Annotated in this window: 14 protein-coding genes; 4 read left to right on the top strand and 10 right to left on the bottom strand. The window is 61.1% G+C overall.

Translation table 11 applies throughout. The features are described 5' to 3' along the window. Positions 1-2 precede the first annotated feature (2 nt). From VL202_RS10595 to VL202_RS10560, 8 genes are all read right to left on the bottom strand, one after another. The gene (locus VL202_RS10595; protein WP_325464074.1) at positions 3-860 is read right to left on the bottom strand and encodes a carbohydrate ABC transporter permease; all 858 of its coding nucleotides are present in this window, start codon (positions 858-860) and stop codon (positions 3-5) included. Positions 861-869: 9 nt separating this feature from the next. Then, complete coding sequence (locus tag VL202_RS10590) at positions 870-1793, bottom strand: sugar ABC transporter permease (protein WP_325464073.1); 924 nt, start codon at positions 1791-1793, stop codon at positions 870-872. Positions 1794-1951: 158 nt separating this feature from the next. Further along, entirely contained in the window at positions 1952-3394 is a 1443-nt protein-coding gene (locus VL202_RS10585; RefSeq protein ID WP_325464072.1) for an extracellular solute-binding protein, read from the bottom strand. 192 nt (positions 3395-3586) lie between these two features. Then, the gene (locus tag VL202_RS10580; RefSeq protein WP_325464071.1) at positions 3587-4552 is read right to left on the bottom strand and encodes a sugar-binding transcriptional regulator; all 966 of its coding nucleotides are present in this window, start codon (positions 4550-4552) and stop codon (positions 3587-3589) included. A 210-nt stretch (positions 4553-4762) separates the two neighbouring features. Next, positions 4763-5755, bottom strand: a complete 993-nt coding sequence (locus VL202_RS10575; RefSeq protein WP_325464070.1) for an ABC transporter permease — start codon at positions 5753-5755, stop codon at positions 4763-4765. Positions 5756-5760: 5 nt separating this feature from the next. Continuing rightward, positions 5761-6762, bottom strand: a complete 1002-nt coding sequence (locus VL202_RS10570) for an ABC transporter permease (protein WP_325464069.1) — start codon at positions 6760-6762, stop codon at positions 5761-5763. A 1-nt stretch (position 6763) separates the two neighbouring features. Further along, the gene (locus tag VL202_RS10565; protein ID WP_325464068.1) at positions 6764-8260 is read right to left on the bottom strand and encodes a sugar ABC transporter ATP-binding protein; all 1497 of its coding nucleotides are present in this window, start codon (positions 8258-8260) and stop codon (positions 6764-6766) included. Positions 8261-8341: 81 nt separating this feature from the next. Beyond that, the gene (locus VL202_RS10560; protein ID WP_325464067.1) at positions 8342-9325 is read right to left on the bottom strand and encodes an ABC transporter substrate-binding protein; all 984 of its coding nucleotides are present in this window, start codon (positions 9323-9325) and stop codon (positions 8342-8344) included. Positions 9326-9503: 178 nt separating this feature from the next. Between VL202_RS10560 and VL202_RS10555 the strand changes: the two genes are divergently transcribed. Further along, positions 9504-10580 carry a LacI family DNA-binding transcriptional regulator gene (locus tag VL202_RS10555; protein ID WP_325464066.1) on the top strand — a complete coding sequence of 359 codons (1077 nt, stop codon included), beginning with the start codon at positions 9504-9506 and terminating at the stop codon, positions 10578-10580. Between the two features lie 102 nt (positions 10581-10682). Next, a complete protein-coding gene (locus VL202_RS10550) occupies positions 10683-11546 on the top strand; it encodes an FkbM family methyltransferase (protein ID WP_325464065.1) in 864 nt (287 codons plus the stop codon). Here VL202_RS10550 and VL202_RS10545 read toward each other — a convergent pair whose 3' ends face one another. Continuing rightward, entirely contained in the window at positions 11547-12029 is a 483-nt protein-coding gene (locus VL202_RS10545) for a class I SAM-dependent methyltransferase (protein WP_325464064.1), read from the bottom strand. Between the two features lie 220 nt (positions 12030-12249). Between VL202_RS10545 and VL202_RS10540 the strand changes: the two genes are divergently transcribed. Beyond that, positions 12250-13416: a DUF3095 domain-containing protein gene (locus VL202_RS10540; RefSeq protein WP_325464063.1), complete on the top strand. Its 1167-nt coding sequence runs from the start codon at positions 12250-12252 to the stop codon at positions 13414-13416. Here VL202_RS10540 and VL202_RS10535 read toward each other — a convergent pair. Then, on the bottom strand, positions 13406-14731 hold the full coding sequence (locus VL202_RS10535) for a nucleotide sugar dehydrogenase (protein ID WP_325464062.1): 1326 nt from the start codon (positions 14729-14731) through the stop codon (positions 13406-13408). The two genes, VL202_RS10540 and VL202_RS10535, sit on opposite strands and share 11 nt — an antisense overlap. Positions 14732-14963: 232 nt before the next feature. On the opposite strand from VL202_RS10535, the gene VL202_RS10530 reads away from it, so the two are divergent. Next, the gene (locus VL202_RS10530; protein WP_325464061.1) at positions 14964-16313 is read left to right on the top strand and encodes an adenylate/guanylate cyclase domain-containing protein; all 1350 of its coding nucleotides are present in this window, start codon (positions 14964-14966) and stop codon (positions 16311-16313) included. The last annotated feature ends 23 nt before the right edge of the window (positions 16314-16336 follow it).

Here is a 16336-nt window from a genome sequence, read left to right as displayed (position 1 = left end):
AATTATCCCTTCACCGCGCCAAGCGACAGGCCTTCGACGAGATAGCGCTGCGCGTAGAGTGCGAGCGCAAGCGTCGGCGCAACGGAAAGCACGATCGCAGAGGCAATCTGCCCGTACTGGATACCCGACGAGGTGATGAAGGCGAGCGCGCCCACCGTAACCGGTTGCTTGTCGGCAGAGGCCAGCACCAGCGCGAAGACGAAATTGTTCCAGGCGAAGATGAAGGCGAGCAGGCCGGCGGCTGCAATCCCGGGACCTGCGAGCGGCAGGGCGATCTTGCGGAACGTGGCGAACCAGGAATGCCCGGCGATGCGATAGGCATATTCGACATCGGCGGAGATATCCTCGAAATAGCCACGCACGATCCACAGAATGAGCGGCAGGCAGATCAACTGATAGACCCAGATCAGGCCGAAATAGGTGTCAGCCAGGCCAAGCCACTGGAAATATTGGGTCAGCGGCAGCAAGACCAGGAGCGGCGGCGCGAACCGGAAGGACAGGAGCGTGAAGGCGATATCTTCTGAGCCCTTGAACTTGTGGCGGGCAAAGGCATAGGCCGCCGGGACGCCCAGCACGAGAGACAGTGCAACGGAGGTCACCGACAGGAAGACCGAATTGCCGAGATTGCGCATGAAGGCGATGTCGAGTGTGCCGGCCGCCGTCGTCAGCTTGCCGGTGATCAGCGCCGCGTAATTGGACAGGGTCGGCGTGAAGACGATCGACGGCGGGATCGCCAGGATCGTCTCGTTGGTCTGGAACGACATCAGGAAGATCCAGAGGATCGGAAACATGAAGAAGACGACGACAAGGGTGAGCGCGACAAGGCGCAGGGTGCGTTCGAGCGTGGATGTGTTTTCCATGTCTTTTCCTCACGCCTCGCCACGGGCGCGCTCGCGCAGCCGCAGCCAGTTCTTGATGAACATGTTCGACAAAAAATATGTGATCGCCCAAAGGATGACCATCAGCGCCGCCGAGCGGCCGACATTGGTCGACTGGAAGAAGTTGAGATAGGCCTCGACCTGGAAGACCGTCAGCGTGTTGCCGGGTCCACCTTGAGTCATCGCATAGATGATGTCGAATTGCTGGATCGAATCGAGCAGGCGAAACAGGGTCGCCGTCAGGATATAGGGCGTCAGCATCGGCAGGGTGATGCGGAAGAAAACGAAAGTGCGCGGCACGCCGTCCAGCGCCGCAGCCTCGAACGGCTGGGTCGGCAGCGAGCGCAGACCGGCCAGCAGCAGGATCATGATGAAGGGCGTATAGACCCAGATATCGACGAGAACGACCGTCAGGAGCGCGGTGCTCGGCGAGGATGCCCAGCGGAAATCATGCAGCCCGATCAGGCTTGCGAGATAGCTGAGGATGCCGAAGCTCGGATTGGTCATCAGCTTCCACATCAGCGCGGCCAGCGCCGGCGCGATCATCAACGGCAGGAGCAGCATGATCGAGATGAAATTGTTGACGGTCGAGCGCCGCTGAAGAAGCAGCGCGATGCCGAGACCGAGCAGCAATTCCAGCGTTACGGTGAGCCCGGCATAGAGCAGCGACACTTTCAGCGTGTTCCAGAAGGCCGGGTCGGTGAAGAAATTGAGATAGTTCTCACCCCAGTTGAACTGCCGTGCCCAGGGCTGGCTGAGCCGGTAGCGCTGGAAGGAATAGATCACCGCCGTGATGAACGGGATCAGGATGCCGATGCAGACGAGCAGTGCTGGCAGGCTGAGCACGTAAGGCAACATTTTCCGGCTGATGCGGAACCCTGAGGCTGGCTTGCGGAGGGTTGCTGTGGAAGCCATGTCGAGCTCCGTTCCTTGTCGTTGAGGAAACCACGTGTGGCTCGAGCGGTAAAGCTCCATCACCAGCCATCGGCATCTCGATCTGTCTTGAATTGGCCATGGGCCGATCCGTAAGGTCGCCCGGCGCCGGAGCGCCGGGCGTCTGCTTGGGAGGCAGATCAGCCGAGGCCGGCTTCCTTGAGCTGGCGATTTATGCTCTCGGCCAACTGGTCGAGGCCTTCATCGACAGGCACTTCCTTGGCAACCATCTTCTGCAGCGTGGCGGCCCATTCGGTCGTTACGTCGAAGAACAGCGGCTGTGGCGTGAACTTGATCGACGCGCCATCGGCGGATGCGTTGAACATATCGACATAGCCCGGATACTTGGTGTTGAGCTTTTCCTGGAAGCCTGGATCCTTCCAGATCGATTGGCGGACCGGATCGACGAAGTCCATTTTCGTCGCGCCGAACAGGGCATGCTCCGGACCGGAAGCCCACTGCAGGAAGTACCAGGTGGCATCCTTGTCCTTCGAGAAATTGGACATGGCAAGCGACCAGATCCAGATGTTCGGCGTCGAGGCCTTGGCATCCGGATTGGCGGCGAAGGCGGCGTAGGACAACTGCCCGGCCATCTTGTTGTCGCCACCGTTCATGAAGTAACCGAGGCAATCGGCATCGAAAATCATGGCCGAGGCGCCGGCGCCAAGGTCGGTGCCGACCTGATACCATGTATAGGTCGACCAGTCCTTCGGGCCGCTTTCCTGGACGAGCTTCACGAACTTCTCGTGGTAAGCCCTGGAGCCGGCGGTGTTCATGGCAGCCGAAAGCTTGCCGTCGCCGCCGACGTTCAGGTCTTTTTCGTTGAAGTTGGCATAGCCGGACAGGAAGCCCGGATGGATGGTGGCCCAGGAACGCGAGCCGCGCAGACCGATGCCGTAGATGCCGCTGACATCCTTCTGCAGCTTGGCGGCGACGTCGATCATGTCGTCCATATTCTTCGGCACGGAAACGCCGGCCTTGTCGAACATCGCCTTGTTATAGGTGATGTTGTTCTGCTCGAATGCCCACGGAATGCACCACTGCTTGGCATCGTCCGAACCCAGCGCACCGCCAGGCTGGCCATTCCAGGCGCAGGAGTTCTTCACGCCCGGCAGGAAGTCGTCCCAGGCATAATTCGGGTTGGTCTTCTCCGGATCGTTGATCCATTCCTTCAGGTCGGTGATCCAGCCGGCCGGACCATAGGTCCAGGTCATGTAGGCACCGGTCATGAACGCATCATATTCGGTCGAGCCGGACGACAGGGCAGCCGTCACCTTGTCGAAATAGACGTCTTCCGGGAAGACGTCATAGGTCACCTCGATGCCCGTCAGGTCCTTGAAGTTCTGCAGGTTGGCAATCATGGCATCGGCATAGGGGTGCTTGTTGAGCAACAGCTTCAGCGATTTGCCGGAATGTTTCTTCCAGTCGAAATCGGCGGCAAGCGCCCTTGTGGACATCATGTTGAGCAAAGTCCCGGCGGAACCCGCGGTGATCCCCATGGCGCCCAGGCCTTTCAGCATTCCGCGCCGGTCCACCTCTCCACGCAGGAAAGCACTGATGAGGTCTTTCTCTTTCTCATGCATTGGTCTTCTCCTCCTTCACGGGCAAAACATGCTCGATTGAGCCGTACCGGCTTACCCGACCGGTATGTTCTCCAGATCGCAGCCCATCAGCTCCGCGGCTGATCGCCGGTCCGGATGGTGCTGCTCCAGGCTGCGAACCGGCCTCCTCCTCGAGGTCATGTCCCAGCCGTCATGGTCGTCAGTGGAGTTCCGTCAGGCGGTGTCCTCCATCAGCGTATGTGCAGTCTTCTCGTCGGTGATCAGGCCGCTCAACAGGCGGCTTTCGAGCACCGCGCGGATGGCACGCGCCTTGACCTTGCCGCCAGCGACGGCAACGATCCTGCGGTTGCTCAAATCCGCGCGGCTAAGCGTGAAGGTCCGGTTGGACAGCGACGTCTCGATCGGCAGGCCCTTGTCGTCGAAGAAATGGCCGAGCAGTTCGCCGGCGCCGCCACCCTTCTTGATTTCCTCGAGTTCACTCTTCTCGATCATGCCGGTGGCGACCAGTGATGCCTCGCGTTCGACCGTGCCGATACCGACCAGGAGCAGGTCGGCGCTGCTGGCGAGATCGAAGACTTCGCTGACACCGCGCTGGTTGAACAGCACGTCGCGGTCCTCGATGGTGTTGGCGAAGAACGGAACCGGCATGACATAGGCTTCTGCGCCGGTGCGCTCCGCCAGGCGGTGGATCACGTCATGCGGATTGGCCGAGAACTTGCGCGTCAGACCGCCGAGCAGCGACACGAAGCGGACACTGTTGTTGGCAGTGCGCGGCAGATATTCGACGCAGGCAGCCAAGGTCCGGCCGTGGCCCATGCCGATCAGCACCGGACCTTCCCTCTCGATCTCGCGCTTCAGGAATTGCGCGCCGGAAATGCCGAGCGCCTTCAACGGCAGATCCTCCGGATCGAAATCCGGCACAACCTCGCAATAATCCAGGCCATAGCGCGTCGATAATTTCTGCTCGAGCTCGACGCATTCGGAAACTTCACCGTCAATATAGACCTTGACCAGGCCTTCCTGGTTGGCCCGCTGGATCAGCCGATGCGCCTTGAGCGAGGAAAGGCCGAGGCGCTTGGCGACTTCGGACTGCGTCAGACCACCGGCATAATGCAGCCACGCCGCACGTGTCGCCATGCTCGTTTCGTCGTCCCGCAGGGAGCCGCCATTCACCGCCATGTTCCGCCCTCGCGATGCAATTTTTATCATCTCCTGATATTTTTATCTTTCGTGAAAGAACTTTCACTCCATGAAAAACTTTGTCAAGCGAGGTTCGATGCGGCGTTGCACCAATTCGACTTGCGCTTGCGGTATGACGCATGCCGGGCAAACGAAAACGCGCCCGGTTGCCCGAGCGCGTCATGTCATCAGCGAATGGGAGACGAAGCCCTAAGCCTCGGTCTTCTTCATCAGCCGCGCCTGCAGAACGACGACGATCAGGAGGAAAGCGCCGCGGATGACGGATTGCCAATAGGCTGACAGCGAGATCCAGCCGAGGCCATTTTCGAAATTGAGGATGTTGAAGACCATGGCCAGCAGCAGCGCACCGGCAAGCGTCGCCCCGACCGAGCCGGAACCGCCGGTCAGAAGCGTGCCGCCAACCACGACGGAGGCGATGGCGAAGAGTTCCCAGCCCACGCCCTCGGTCGGCTGCCCTGCCCCGAATTGCGAGGCGAGAATGACGCCGGCGAGGCCAGCCAGCACGCCCGACAGCGCATAGACGGCGAACAGGGTACGGTCGACCTTCAGACCCATCAGGTTGGCCGTCGCCTCGCCGTCGCCGATCGCCAGCACATGCCGGCCGGCCGGATGCCGCTCCAGGAAAATCCAGCCGAGCACATAGCAGACACCGGCAATCCAGGCGGGGATCGGGAAGCCGAGGAAGTCGTCCTGGCCGATGGTCGTGAAGCCGGTGTCATAGGAGACCGAGACGGACTGGTTGTTGGCGAGCAGAAGCGCCGTGCCGTAGGCCGCCAGCATCATCGCAAGGGTCGCGATGAAGGGCTGGATGCGCAGTCGGGTGATGATGACGCCATTGATCGAGCCAGCCACGAGACCGGCAAGAATGCCGCCGGCAAGACCGGGAAACCAGCCATAGGGCGACAGGTAGGCCGCCACCACGCTCGCCATCGCCGCCACGCCGCCGACCGACAGGTCGATGCCGCCGGTGATGATCACGAAGGCCATGCCGAGCGCGATCAGCGCGAACATCGAATTGTAGCGCAGGAAGCTGAGGATGTTGAACGGCGAGATGAAGTTGTCGTAGCGCAGCGCGCCGAACAGGATGAGACCTGCCAGCGCCAGCAGGACGCCAAGGCGGGCGAAATCGCCGGAGGATTTGGCAACGAACAGCCGGGAAAGTGTTTTCAGCATGGAGGTCATGTCCGTTACGCCTTGTCGGCGCGTTGCTGGATGAAGACGGCGACGATGATCAGTCCCGCCTTGACGATGAGGGCCGCCGCATCCGGCACGCCATTGGCCAGCAGCGTATAACGCACCAGCTGGATGACGAAGGCGCCGAGCACGGTGCCAAGAATGTTGGCGCGCCCGCCGGTCAAAAGCGACCCACCCACGGCGACCGCTGCGATCGCATCCAGTTCCATGCCGAGACCGACCAGGTTGGCGTCACTGGCGGAGTTGCGCGCCACGACGATCAGGCCGGCAAGGCCGGCCGTTGCGCCACTGATCACGTAGACGAAGGTCTTGACCCGACGCACCGGAATACCGGTCAGCCGTGCCGCCTTCTCGTTGCCACCGACGGCGATGATCTGCCGGCCGATGACGGTGTAGCGGATCAGGCAATGGGCAAGGATGGCAACGATGATCATGACGACGACCTGCGCCGGGACGCCAGCGATGCGGCCCATGGCGATGAACTGGAAGTCCGGATTCTTGAAGACCTGCAGGTTGCCGTTGGTCGCCACCTGGGCAAGGCCGCGACCGGCGATGAACAGCACCAGTGTCGCGACGATCGGCTGGATCGAGAACCTTGTCACCAGGAAGCCGTTGAACCAGCCGAAGGCCATGACGAGCAGGATCGGCAGAACGAAGGACAGGATGATCAGGACGCCCATGTTCTCGATCGGCAGCAACTGGCCCATGAAGATCATCGGCGCGGCCGTACCGGCAATCGCCATCAGCGAACCGACGGAGAGATCGATGCCGCCGGTCGCAATGACCAGCGTCATGCCGACGGCGACGATGACGATGGTCGCCACTTGGGTGAGATTGACGTTGAGCGTCTGCCAGGACAGGAAGTTCGGCGTTACGATCAGATTGAACAGCAAAAGCACTATGAATGCGGCAAATGTTCCGTATCGGCTGAGAAGCTGTGCGGCGTTCAGCCGATTGGCGCGCCCTGCGGGAGCGGATGTATCGATCGTCGTCATGTCAGTTCACCTGATGAGCCATGGCGGACAGAAGCGCCGTCTCGCTGAGTTCGTTTCTCTTCAACACCGCAACGGATCGTCCATCGCTCAGCACCGTCACCCGGTCGGCCGCAGCCAGAAGCTCCTCCAGTTCGGAGGATATCATGAGAACGCTCAATCCTTCATCGGCGAGACTGCGCAGGAGCTTCAGAATTTCCGCCTTGGCGCCAATATCGATGCCACGGGTTGGTTCATCAATGATCAGGATACGCGGGTCGGTGCACAGCCAGCGGGCAAGCAGAACCTTCTGCTGGTTGCCGCCCGACAGTTCCTTGATCGGTTGATCCGGCGAGGCGCATTTGACGCCGAGCGCCTTGATGTAGCGCGTGACGATCTCCTGCAGGCGGGCGCGGTCGACGATGCCAGCCTTCTTCAGCTTGGGAAGAAGCGCCAGCGTCATGTTTTCACGGATGCTCATGTCCGGCACGATGCCGTCGATCTTGCGGTCTTCCGAAACCAGGCCGATACCATCGGCAATGGCGTCGGCCGGCTCGGCGTAGGTGCGCTCCTTGCCGTCGATCCGGATTGCACCCTTTTCCAGCCTGTCGACGCCGAAGACGATCCGGGCGGTTTCCGTCCGGCCCGAACCGAGCAGACCCGCCAGGCCGGAAATCTCGCCTTCGCGGACGGTCAGGCTGACATCGCGGACCCGGACACCCGAACCGACGGCCTCGGCCGAAAGCCGAACCGGCTTGCTGTCATCATTGCCGACATCGCGCGCGATCGCCTCGAAGGCAGCGAGCTCCTTGCCGAGCATATGACGGACCAGTTCCATCTTCGGCATGTCCTGCATCGGGCTTTGCGCCACCGTCTGTCCGTCGCGCATGATGGTGACCCGGTCGCAGATCTCGTAAAGTTCATCCAGCCTGTGGCCGATGAACAGCACCGAAACGCCGTTCTTCTTTAGCGTCCGGATCGTGTCGAACAGGATGCCGACTTCACGCTCGTCAAGCGACGAGGTCGGCTCGTCCATGATTACCAGCCTGGCCTTCTGCGTCACGGCGCGGGCGATCGCGATCATCTGACGGGTCGCGGCATTGAAATGCGCCACCGGCATGTCGACGTCGATATCGAGGTTGAAGGTCTTGAGGACCGCAGCCGCCCCTTCGCGCATGGCGCGCCGGTCGAGCAGCCCTGAAAATTTCCGCGGCTCGCGGGAAAGATAGATGTTTTCGGCGACCGACCGCTGCGGCGCCAGGTTGATTTCCTGGTAGATCGTCGCGATCCCCTTCGCCTGGCTGGCGCTGGGGGTTGCGAAGACGACATCTTCATCCCGGAACCGGATCAGGCCGGTATCGCGCTGGTAAACACCGGTCAGGATCTTGATCAGTGTCGATTTTCCGGCCCCGTTCTGGCCGACCAGCGCCATCACCTCGCCTTCGGCAATCGACAGCGAGGCCAAACGCAACGCCGGAACGCCGGAAAACGCCTTGGAAATATCCTGCATGGACAGCAGCATGTTCCCTCCACCCTATATTTTACACATGAAAAGCCGGCCGGTGCGGCAAGCCGCACCGGCCGGAGCCACTGTCCTGGAAGATCAGTAGGCGCTCGACAATTCCGCCGCTGCGTTGGACGCATCATAGAACTTATCGGTATTGATGACCCATGGCTCGATCTTTTCGCCCGCAGCGAAGCGCGCCATCGTTTCGAAGGCCTTCGGTCCAAAGCGCGGGTTGCACTCGACGACGGCGTTGATCTTGCCGTCAACGACAGCCTGCACCGCTTCCTTGCCGCCGTCGATCGACAGAACGAGGATGTCCTTGCCCGGAACCTTGCCGGCTGCCTCGATGGCAGCAATGGCGCCGATCGCCATTTCGTCGTTGTGGGCGTAGATCACGTCCGCGTCCGGATGCGCCTGCAGCAGGGCTTCTGCGACCTGGCGGCCCTTGTCGCGCGCGAAGTCGCCGGTCTGGGATGCGACGATCTCGAAGCCGCCGGCAGCGGTGATCGCTTCATCGAAGCCCTTCTTGCGGTCATTGGCCGGCGACGAACCGGTCGTGCCTTCCAGCTCGATGATCTTGGACTTGCCGTTGGCGTTCTTGGCCAGCCACTCGGCAACGCGCTTGCCTTCGTCGATGAAATCGGAACCAATGAAGGTGACATAATCTTCACCAGCCTTGGCCAGGGCCTGATCGACGTTACGGTCGAGCAGGACGACCGGAATGCCGGCCTTCTTGGCAGCCATGACGGCCGGTATCAGCGGCTTTTCTTCGCGCGGCGCGAGGAAGATGACGTCGACGCCCTGGGCGATCATCGAGTTGACGTCAGCCACCTGCTTTGCGGCAGATCCGGCAGCATCGGTATAGACCAGCTGATAGCCGAGCTTTTCAGCTTCGGCCTTCATGCTTTCCGTCTGGGCAATGCGCCAGGGATTGTTGGATTCGGTCTGCGCGAAGCCGACCTTGTACGTGTCTTTCTTTGCAAGCGCAGGCAATTCCGCATAGGCGACGGAACCAGCAAGCGCGAGCGCACCCATGGCCGTTGCAGCCATCATGAACGTGCGACGTGAAATCATAGACATCGGTGTTTTCTCCTCCGAAATTTACCGGTACTCCACTACCGGGCAGTGAGCATTTTTCTGCTTCACATATGTAAATCTTGCGCTAATAATATTATCAGTCAAGCGCTAATTTTATGAGCAGGCGCAAAAAAATTATTCTGCAGTGCAGCAGAATTGGGAACGGAAGCGAGCAAGGGTGATGGCAAAGGCAAACGGTCGAAATAAAGCCCCGGATAAAGCTGGGGAAGCTGGGCGGCCAACCATGACGGATGTCGCCAGGATCGCCGGCGTGTCGCAATCCAGCGTCTCTCTCGTTCTCAACGAAATGTCCGGTGCCCGCATTTCAACCGAGACGCAAATGCGTGTCCGGGAGGCTGCTCATAAAATTGGTTATAAATTACCAGCTGTTCGCAACGAGGTGGATGTCGCGCCTGTCGTCGAGAAGGATACGATCGCCTTCATCGTCGACGAAATCTCCACCAGTCCCCATCCGGTCGTCAGCCTCGACGGCATTCGCGACTATGCGTTCGAGCAGGGCCTGCTGGTATCCGCCCATGCCACCCGCTCCAATCCCGACCTGCAGGATGCCGTCCTGCGCTCCGTGCTGCGCGACCGTTCCATCGCCGGCGTCATCTATGCGACGATTTTCACTCGCAAGGTCACGGTTCCGCCGCAGCTCAAGAACATTCCGACCGTGCTGCTCAACTGCTATTCGGAACCGCGCCAGCACATGGCCATCATTCCCGGCGAAGTTGCCGGCGGCTTCACAGCGACAGCGCACCTGACGAGCCTCGGCCACAAACGCATCGGCTTCATCAACGGCGAACCGTGGATGGACGCGGCGATCGACCGTCTGAAGGGATACAAGCAGGCTCTCGCCACCGCCGACATCGCCTTCGACGAAACGCTGGTGCGCGACGGTGACTGGCTGCCCCTGCGGGGCTACGAGGCCGGCCTCGACCTGCTGTCGCTCGACAATCCGCCGACGGCAATCCTCTGCGGCAACGACCTGATGGCGATCGGCATGATGGAAGCAGCAGCCGAAAAGGGCCTGCGGGTGCCCGAGGATCTCTCGGTCATGGGCTATGACGACCAGGAACTGGCGCGCTATACCCACCCGCCCCTCTCCACCCTCGTCCTGCCGAACTACGAGATGGGCCAGAGGGCAGCCGAAATCCTGATCGACATGGCCATTCACGGCAAGCAGCCACGCCCGATGACCATCAAGGTCGACGGCCCGCTGGTCCGGCGCGGCACGACGGCCAAGCCGCGCTGATCGGCTTTCGCTCAATCAATCCGCGTTTTCCGAAGAAACGCCTTCATTTCCCGCGCAATGTCGTGTTGAAGGAACGGGACGACACCTGGAGACGGCGAAGGCATGCTTGCGATGAAATCCTGGAAGCGCTGGCTGCGCAAATGGCGCATTCGCACTGCAAGGCGCCTTCTCGGCACGCGCATCGGCCGCGAGCTTCTCGTCAATTCCGTCAGCCCGAAGATCCTGTCGATGACCGCCGATTGCGGCGACCACCTGATGACCTTCTCGCCGCACGACTACATCGGCCGAAAAATCTACCGCAAGGGCCATTTCGAGCGCGAAAACGTTGACCGCCTGCTCTCGGTGCTGCGGCGACACGGCCTGCTGCGCGACGGCGCGGTCCTGCTCGAACTTGGCGGCAATATCGGCACGCAGACGATCTATTTCGCCCTGAGCAAGGCCTTCCGTCGCATCGTCACGGTCGAGCCTGATCCGCGCAATTTCTCCCTGCTGCAAACCAATATTGCCCAGAACCGGCTCGGAGACGTGATCACCACGGTCAACAGCGCGGCAGGCGAGAGCCAAGGAACCCTCGATTTCTTCCTCCACCCCGACAATCACGGCAAGAGCAGCGCGCTGCGCCAGAGCGATCGCGACATCGAGATCAAGGTGCCGGTCAAGCCGGTCACCGCCATTCTCGCTGATGTCGGGGTCACGCCGGAGGAGATCGGCCTGATCTGGATGGATATCGAAGGCTATGAGCCGGTCGCCGCCCGTTCGATGCAACCGCTGCTGGAGCGCCGCACGCCATTCTACATGGAATTCTCGCCGGTGTTCTATGGCGCCGCCGGTTCACGGGATTTCGTCGCTCATCTCGCGCGGTTCTACGAAAACTGCATCGTCTTCCTGGAAAGCGGCCCGATCGAAATGAAAGTCATCGACATGCCGATAGATCTGGACCAGTTCGATGTCCTGCTTCTGCCCTGATCACCGCTTGCGGTAGAAATAGGTCCGGCCGGGATCGGCGTCGGCGGGCAGCGGCAGGGGCTTGAGATCCGGATGGTCGAGCGGCAGGCCGCTCGCCGCGATGCCTCCGGACATCAGCGCCGCCGCCATCGATTGCGGCAGCCAGGTCAAAGTCTTCGCATCCTTTTCCGGATAGGCGGTGCCGATATCGGCGTGGGCGAAGGCGACATTCTTGCCCGCGAACTGCTGGATGGTCTCGCGGATATCACCGAGGATGATGTTGTCTTCCGACGGAGTCGAATCGGGATGAGAGCCGATGGCCCGGTCGAAAGCGATGATGCGATTTGCCGGAAACAGCTCGCGGATATGATCGTAGGTGCGGCCATTGCCGAGACCGATTTCCAGGATGATACCATCCGGCGCGATCATCGCTTCATCCTTGATGTGATTGAGCACAGCGCGCTGCGATTTCATCCGGGAAATAAAACCATCCAGTCGGCTCATAAAATTCCATCCATTCATTCAGATTCATACGGGCTATTTCATGCGTGGCGACCCCGCTTAACACGGCGTCCCCTGCGGGGTCGACCACGGCTGCGAGAATTTTATGGGTAAACTCAACCCGACGGCGGCAGTATCAGGCACAAATTCGTTGCCGGGATTCTGACCGAATGCTTCATCCAACGGCGTCGCCTGCCCACATCGAATGTGTTAGCGTCGTTTCATGAACCATTTGTCGATCGAAACCTTTTTCAAGGCCCTGCCCGTCTTCGTGGATTTCGAGGGCGTCGCCGACACCAGCAATTACCACCCCCTGCCCGCCGACTGGGCACTCGCGACGGCCGACATCGTCGATTCGACCGGCGCGATCGAGGCTGGGCGCTACAAGGCGGTCAACATGGCCGGCGCCAGCGTCATCTCCGCCATTCTCAACGCGCTCGATCAGCAGGACCTGCCTTTCGTCTTCGGCGGAGACGGCGCGCTCGTGGCCGTGCCGCCGGCGGCTGTCGCCAAGGCGCGCGACGCGTTGGGCGCCGTTCAGAACTTTGTGGCGGAAGAGCTGGAACTGAAGCTGCGCGCCGCGCTGGTCCCCGTTGCCGATATCCAGGCCGCTCGGCTGGAGGTTCGCGTCGCCAGGTTCCAGGCCAGCCCCGATGTCTCCTACGCAATGTTTTCCGGCGGAGGCGCCAGTTGGGCGGAAGCGCGCATGAAGGAAGGGCTGTTCAGCGTGCCGCCGGCACCGGCGGGGACACGGCCGGACCTGAAGGGACTGTCCTGCCGCTGGAACCCGATCCAATCCCGCCACGGTAATATCGTCTCGATCATCGCTGTCCCAACGACGGGCACCGGCGGACCGGCCTTTCAGGCGCTGATCTCGGATATCATCGCGCTCGCCGCCGGAGTAGAGCGTGACGGCCATCCGGTCGCCGCCGAAGGACCGCAGTTGGGCCTGTCCCGGTCCGGCATGGCTGCTGAAGCGAAGGCCGCCGCGCCGAAGGGAAAGAGGCTGCTGCAAAAGGCGATCATTCTCGGGCAATATCTGCTGACGGTCGGGTTGTTTCGGCTCGGCATGACGCTCGGGCGCTTCGATCCGAAGGAGTATCGCCGCGACGTGGCTCGCAACTCCGACTTTCGGAAGTTCGACGATGGTCTGAAGATGACGATCGATGTCGATGCCGAACGTTTGGCGAAAATCGAGGCCCGCCTGGAAGATGCAACGAAGGCCGGCATTGGCCGGTATGGGTTGCATCGCCAGGATTCCGCACTGATGACCTGCATCGTGCCGACCCCGCTCAGCCACGATCACATGCATTTCATCGACGGCGCCGCCGGGGGCTACGCGATGGCGGCCAGCCGGATGAAGAAACAACTCCTCGCCGCTATGCCTTGAGGATCGTGCCGCCTTCGATGTTCCGGCGGGAAAACGCATTGCGCGTGTCGACGATCAACGGCGCGAAGCGGGCGAGCGCCGCATAATCGACCGCATCATGATCGGTGGCTATCAGGACGGCATCGAAGCGCCTGATCGACTCTTCGTCGAGCGGCACGGATTTCCGGCCCTTCAGCGCCATGTATTCCCGCGTCTTCGGAATTTCCGCGACATGCGGATCGTGGTAGGCGGCGCTGCCGCCGCGTTCCTCGATCAGTTCGATCAGTTTCAATGACGGGCTCTCGCGGATATCTGGCACATTCTTCTTGTAGGCGAGCCCGATCACCAGAACGCGCGACCGACTGAGCGCCTTGCCCAGATGGATGTCGAGCGCTTCGGCCAGCCGTCCGACGACATGGCGTGGCATGGCCGAATTGATCTCGCCGGCAAGCTCGATGAAGCGGGTCGGCAATTCGTATTCGCGCGATTTCCAGGTCAGGTAGAACGGATCGATCGGGATGCAGTGACCGCCCAGACCCGGACCTGGATAGAACGGCATGTAGCCGAAGGGCTTGGTCTTGGCGGCGCCGATCACCTCCCAGATGTCGATGCCCATCGCCTCATAGACGACCTTCAATTCATTGACGAGCGCGATGTTGACGGCGCGGAAAATGTTCTCCGTCAGCTTGACCGCCTCGGCCGTCGCCGGCGACGAGACCGGCACCACGGTCTGCACGACCGCCCCGTAAAAGGCCATCACAAGGGCCGAGGCCGCTTCACCATCTCCGGCGACAACCTTTGGAATGCTCGACGTGTGGAAATCGCGATTGCCGGGATCCTCGCGCTCAGGAGAGAATCCCAGGAAGAAATCCTGTGCCGACTTCAGCCCCGTCCGCTCCAGGATCGGGCGTACGACTTCATCCGTCGTACCGGGATAGGTGGTGGATTCCAGGACGATCAACTGCCCCGGCTTCAGCGTCTCGGCGATGCGGTCGCAGGTGCGGGTGATGAAGGAGAGATCGGGATCGCGATGCTTGGTCAGCGGCGTCGGCACGCAGATGACGATGATATCGCAATCGGCAAGCCGGGCGAAATCGGTGGTCGCCCGGAACCGCCCCTGCCTGGTCTCGGCGGACAGAACCTCATCCGGCACCGCCTCGATATAGGAACGTCCCGCTTCGATGGCGACGATCTTCTGCGGATCGATATCGAAGCCGATGGCGGCGAACCCGGCGCGGGCAACGGTGATCGCCAGCGGCAGGCCGACATAGCCGAGCCCGATGACGGCGACATGGGCCTCGCGGGCCTTGATCTTCGAAAGAAGGGTGTCGCTCAAGGAAGAATGGACATTCAAAGGACTATTCCCGACTGGTCGTGATGCGCGGATGCGGCTTGGTCGATGCAGGTCAGTTGAGGATAAATTGGCCCGGTGTCAAGGACTGCGGTGCCCGGGGGTTTCGCCAAAATCGTGAGGGCCATCACATTTTTATTGGCCATCAATCTGGTTTTGCCGAGATCACCCCTTATATCCCTGAAGGTAGCTGCGTTGGGAAAGCGACAGAGACACGATGAACATCCACAAGGCGAATGTTTCCAATCACCTGCTGGACCGCGTATCCCACTGGCTCCAGCAAGCCGCGCTCAACGGTGAAAATCTCGAGACGGTGGTGACCGGCTTCTGCGAGCGGCTGGCCGCGTCGGGGATGCCGCTCAACCGGGTCCATCTGAGCTTTTCGATGCTCCACCCGCTTTATGACGCCCTGGGCTTCACATGGTTGAGGGGACAAGGGGTCACGGTCGAGGGATACCGCGCCGACCCTTCCGACGACAAGCCTGACCGCTTTCTCCTCAGCCCCTATTATTATCTGCTGAGCAACAATCTCGAACATCTGCGCCGACAGATCGACCCGGCTTTGCCGTCAGAATTCCCGATCTTCGATGAACTGAAGGAGATGGGCTGCACGGATTATATCGCCTTTGTCCAATCCTTCGGCGAAACCTCCGGCCAAGGCATGATCGGCTCATGGTCGACTGATGCCCAGGGCGGGTTCAGCGATGCAGTCATCGAGGCCCTGTTGCGCATCCAGAACAATCTGGCCGTGGCGGCGAAGATGGCGGTGCTCGGCAAGCTCGCCGACAATATGCTAACCACCTATCTCGGCGAAAATGCCGGCAAACGCGTGCTCTCCGGCCAGACCCGGCGCGGCGACGGCGAAACCATTCGCGCGGCCCTTGTCATGGCCGATATGCGCCAATCGACCGTGCTTGCTGAAAAGGAAGGCCGGCAGGTCTATATCGACACGCTGAACGAATTCTTCGACGCCATCGCCACGCCCTTCAGTCGCAATGGCGGCGAAATCCTGAGCTTCGTCGGCGATGGATTCCTCGCCGTCTATCCCTGCGGGCGCCACCGCGAACCGTCGCAGGTTGCTGCCCTCGCCGCGATGGCTGCAACCCGCCAGGCGGCGGCGCGCATGGAGGAACTCAATGCCGGTCGTCAGAAACGCGGCCATCCCGATGTCCGCTACGGCATCGGCCTGCATGTCGGCAATGTGATGTTCGGCAATGTCGGCCTCAACGATCGCCTGACCTTCTCGGCCTTCGGCGCCGCCGTCAACGAGGTGGAGCGGCTGCAGGGCCTGACGAAGAAATACACCCAGCCGATCGTCGCCAGCCAGGCCTTTGCCACCTATTGCGGCGGCAACTGGGTGACGCTCGGCCAGGAAAAGCTGCGCGGCGTGCGCCAGAAGGTGACGGTGCTGCTTCCGGGCGAGGACAATATGAGGCTCGACAATGCAGAGGCGGTGAAGAGCCGGACGCTCGAAACGCGCTCCGAAGCCGAACAGGTCATGCTCCTCTACCGCAACAACAGAAAACCACAGCCCCGCGACCTTATCTGGAACAAACTGCTGCAGTAGATCAGGGGTGACTGGCGGGCCGC

Origin of the sequence: Pararhizobium sp. (assembly GCF_035497515.1) — a bacterium.
GTDB lineage: Bacteria > Pseudomonadota > Alphaproteobacteria > Rhizobiales > Rhizobiaceae > Pararhizobium.
This window is presented reverse-complemented; position numbering and strand designations above follow the sequence as displayed.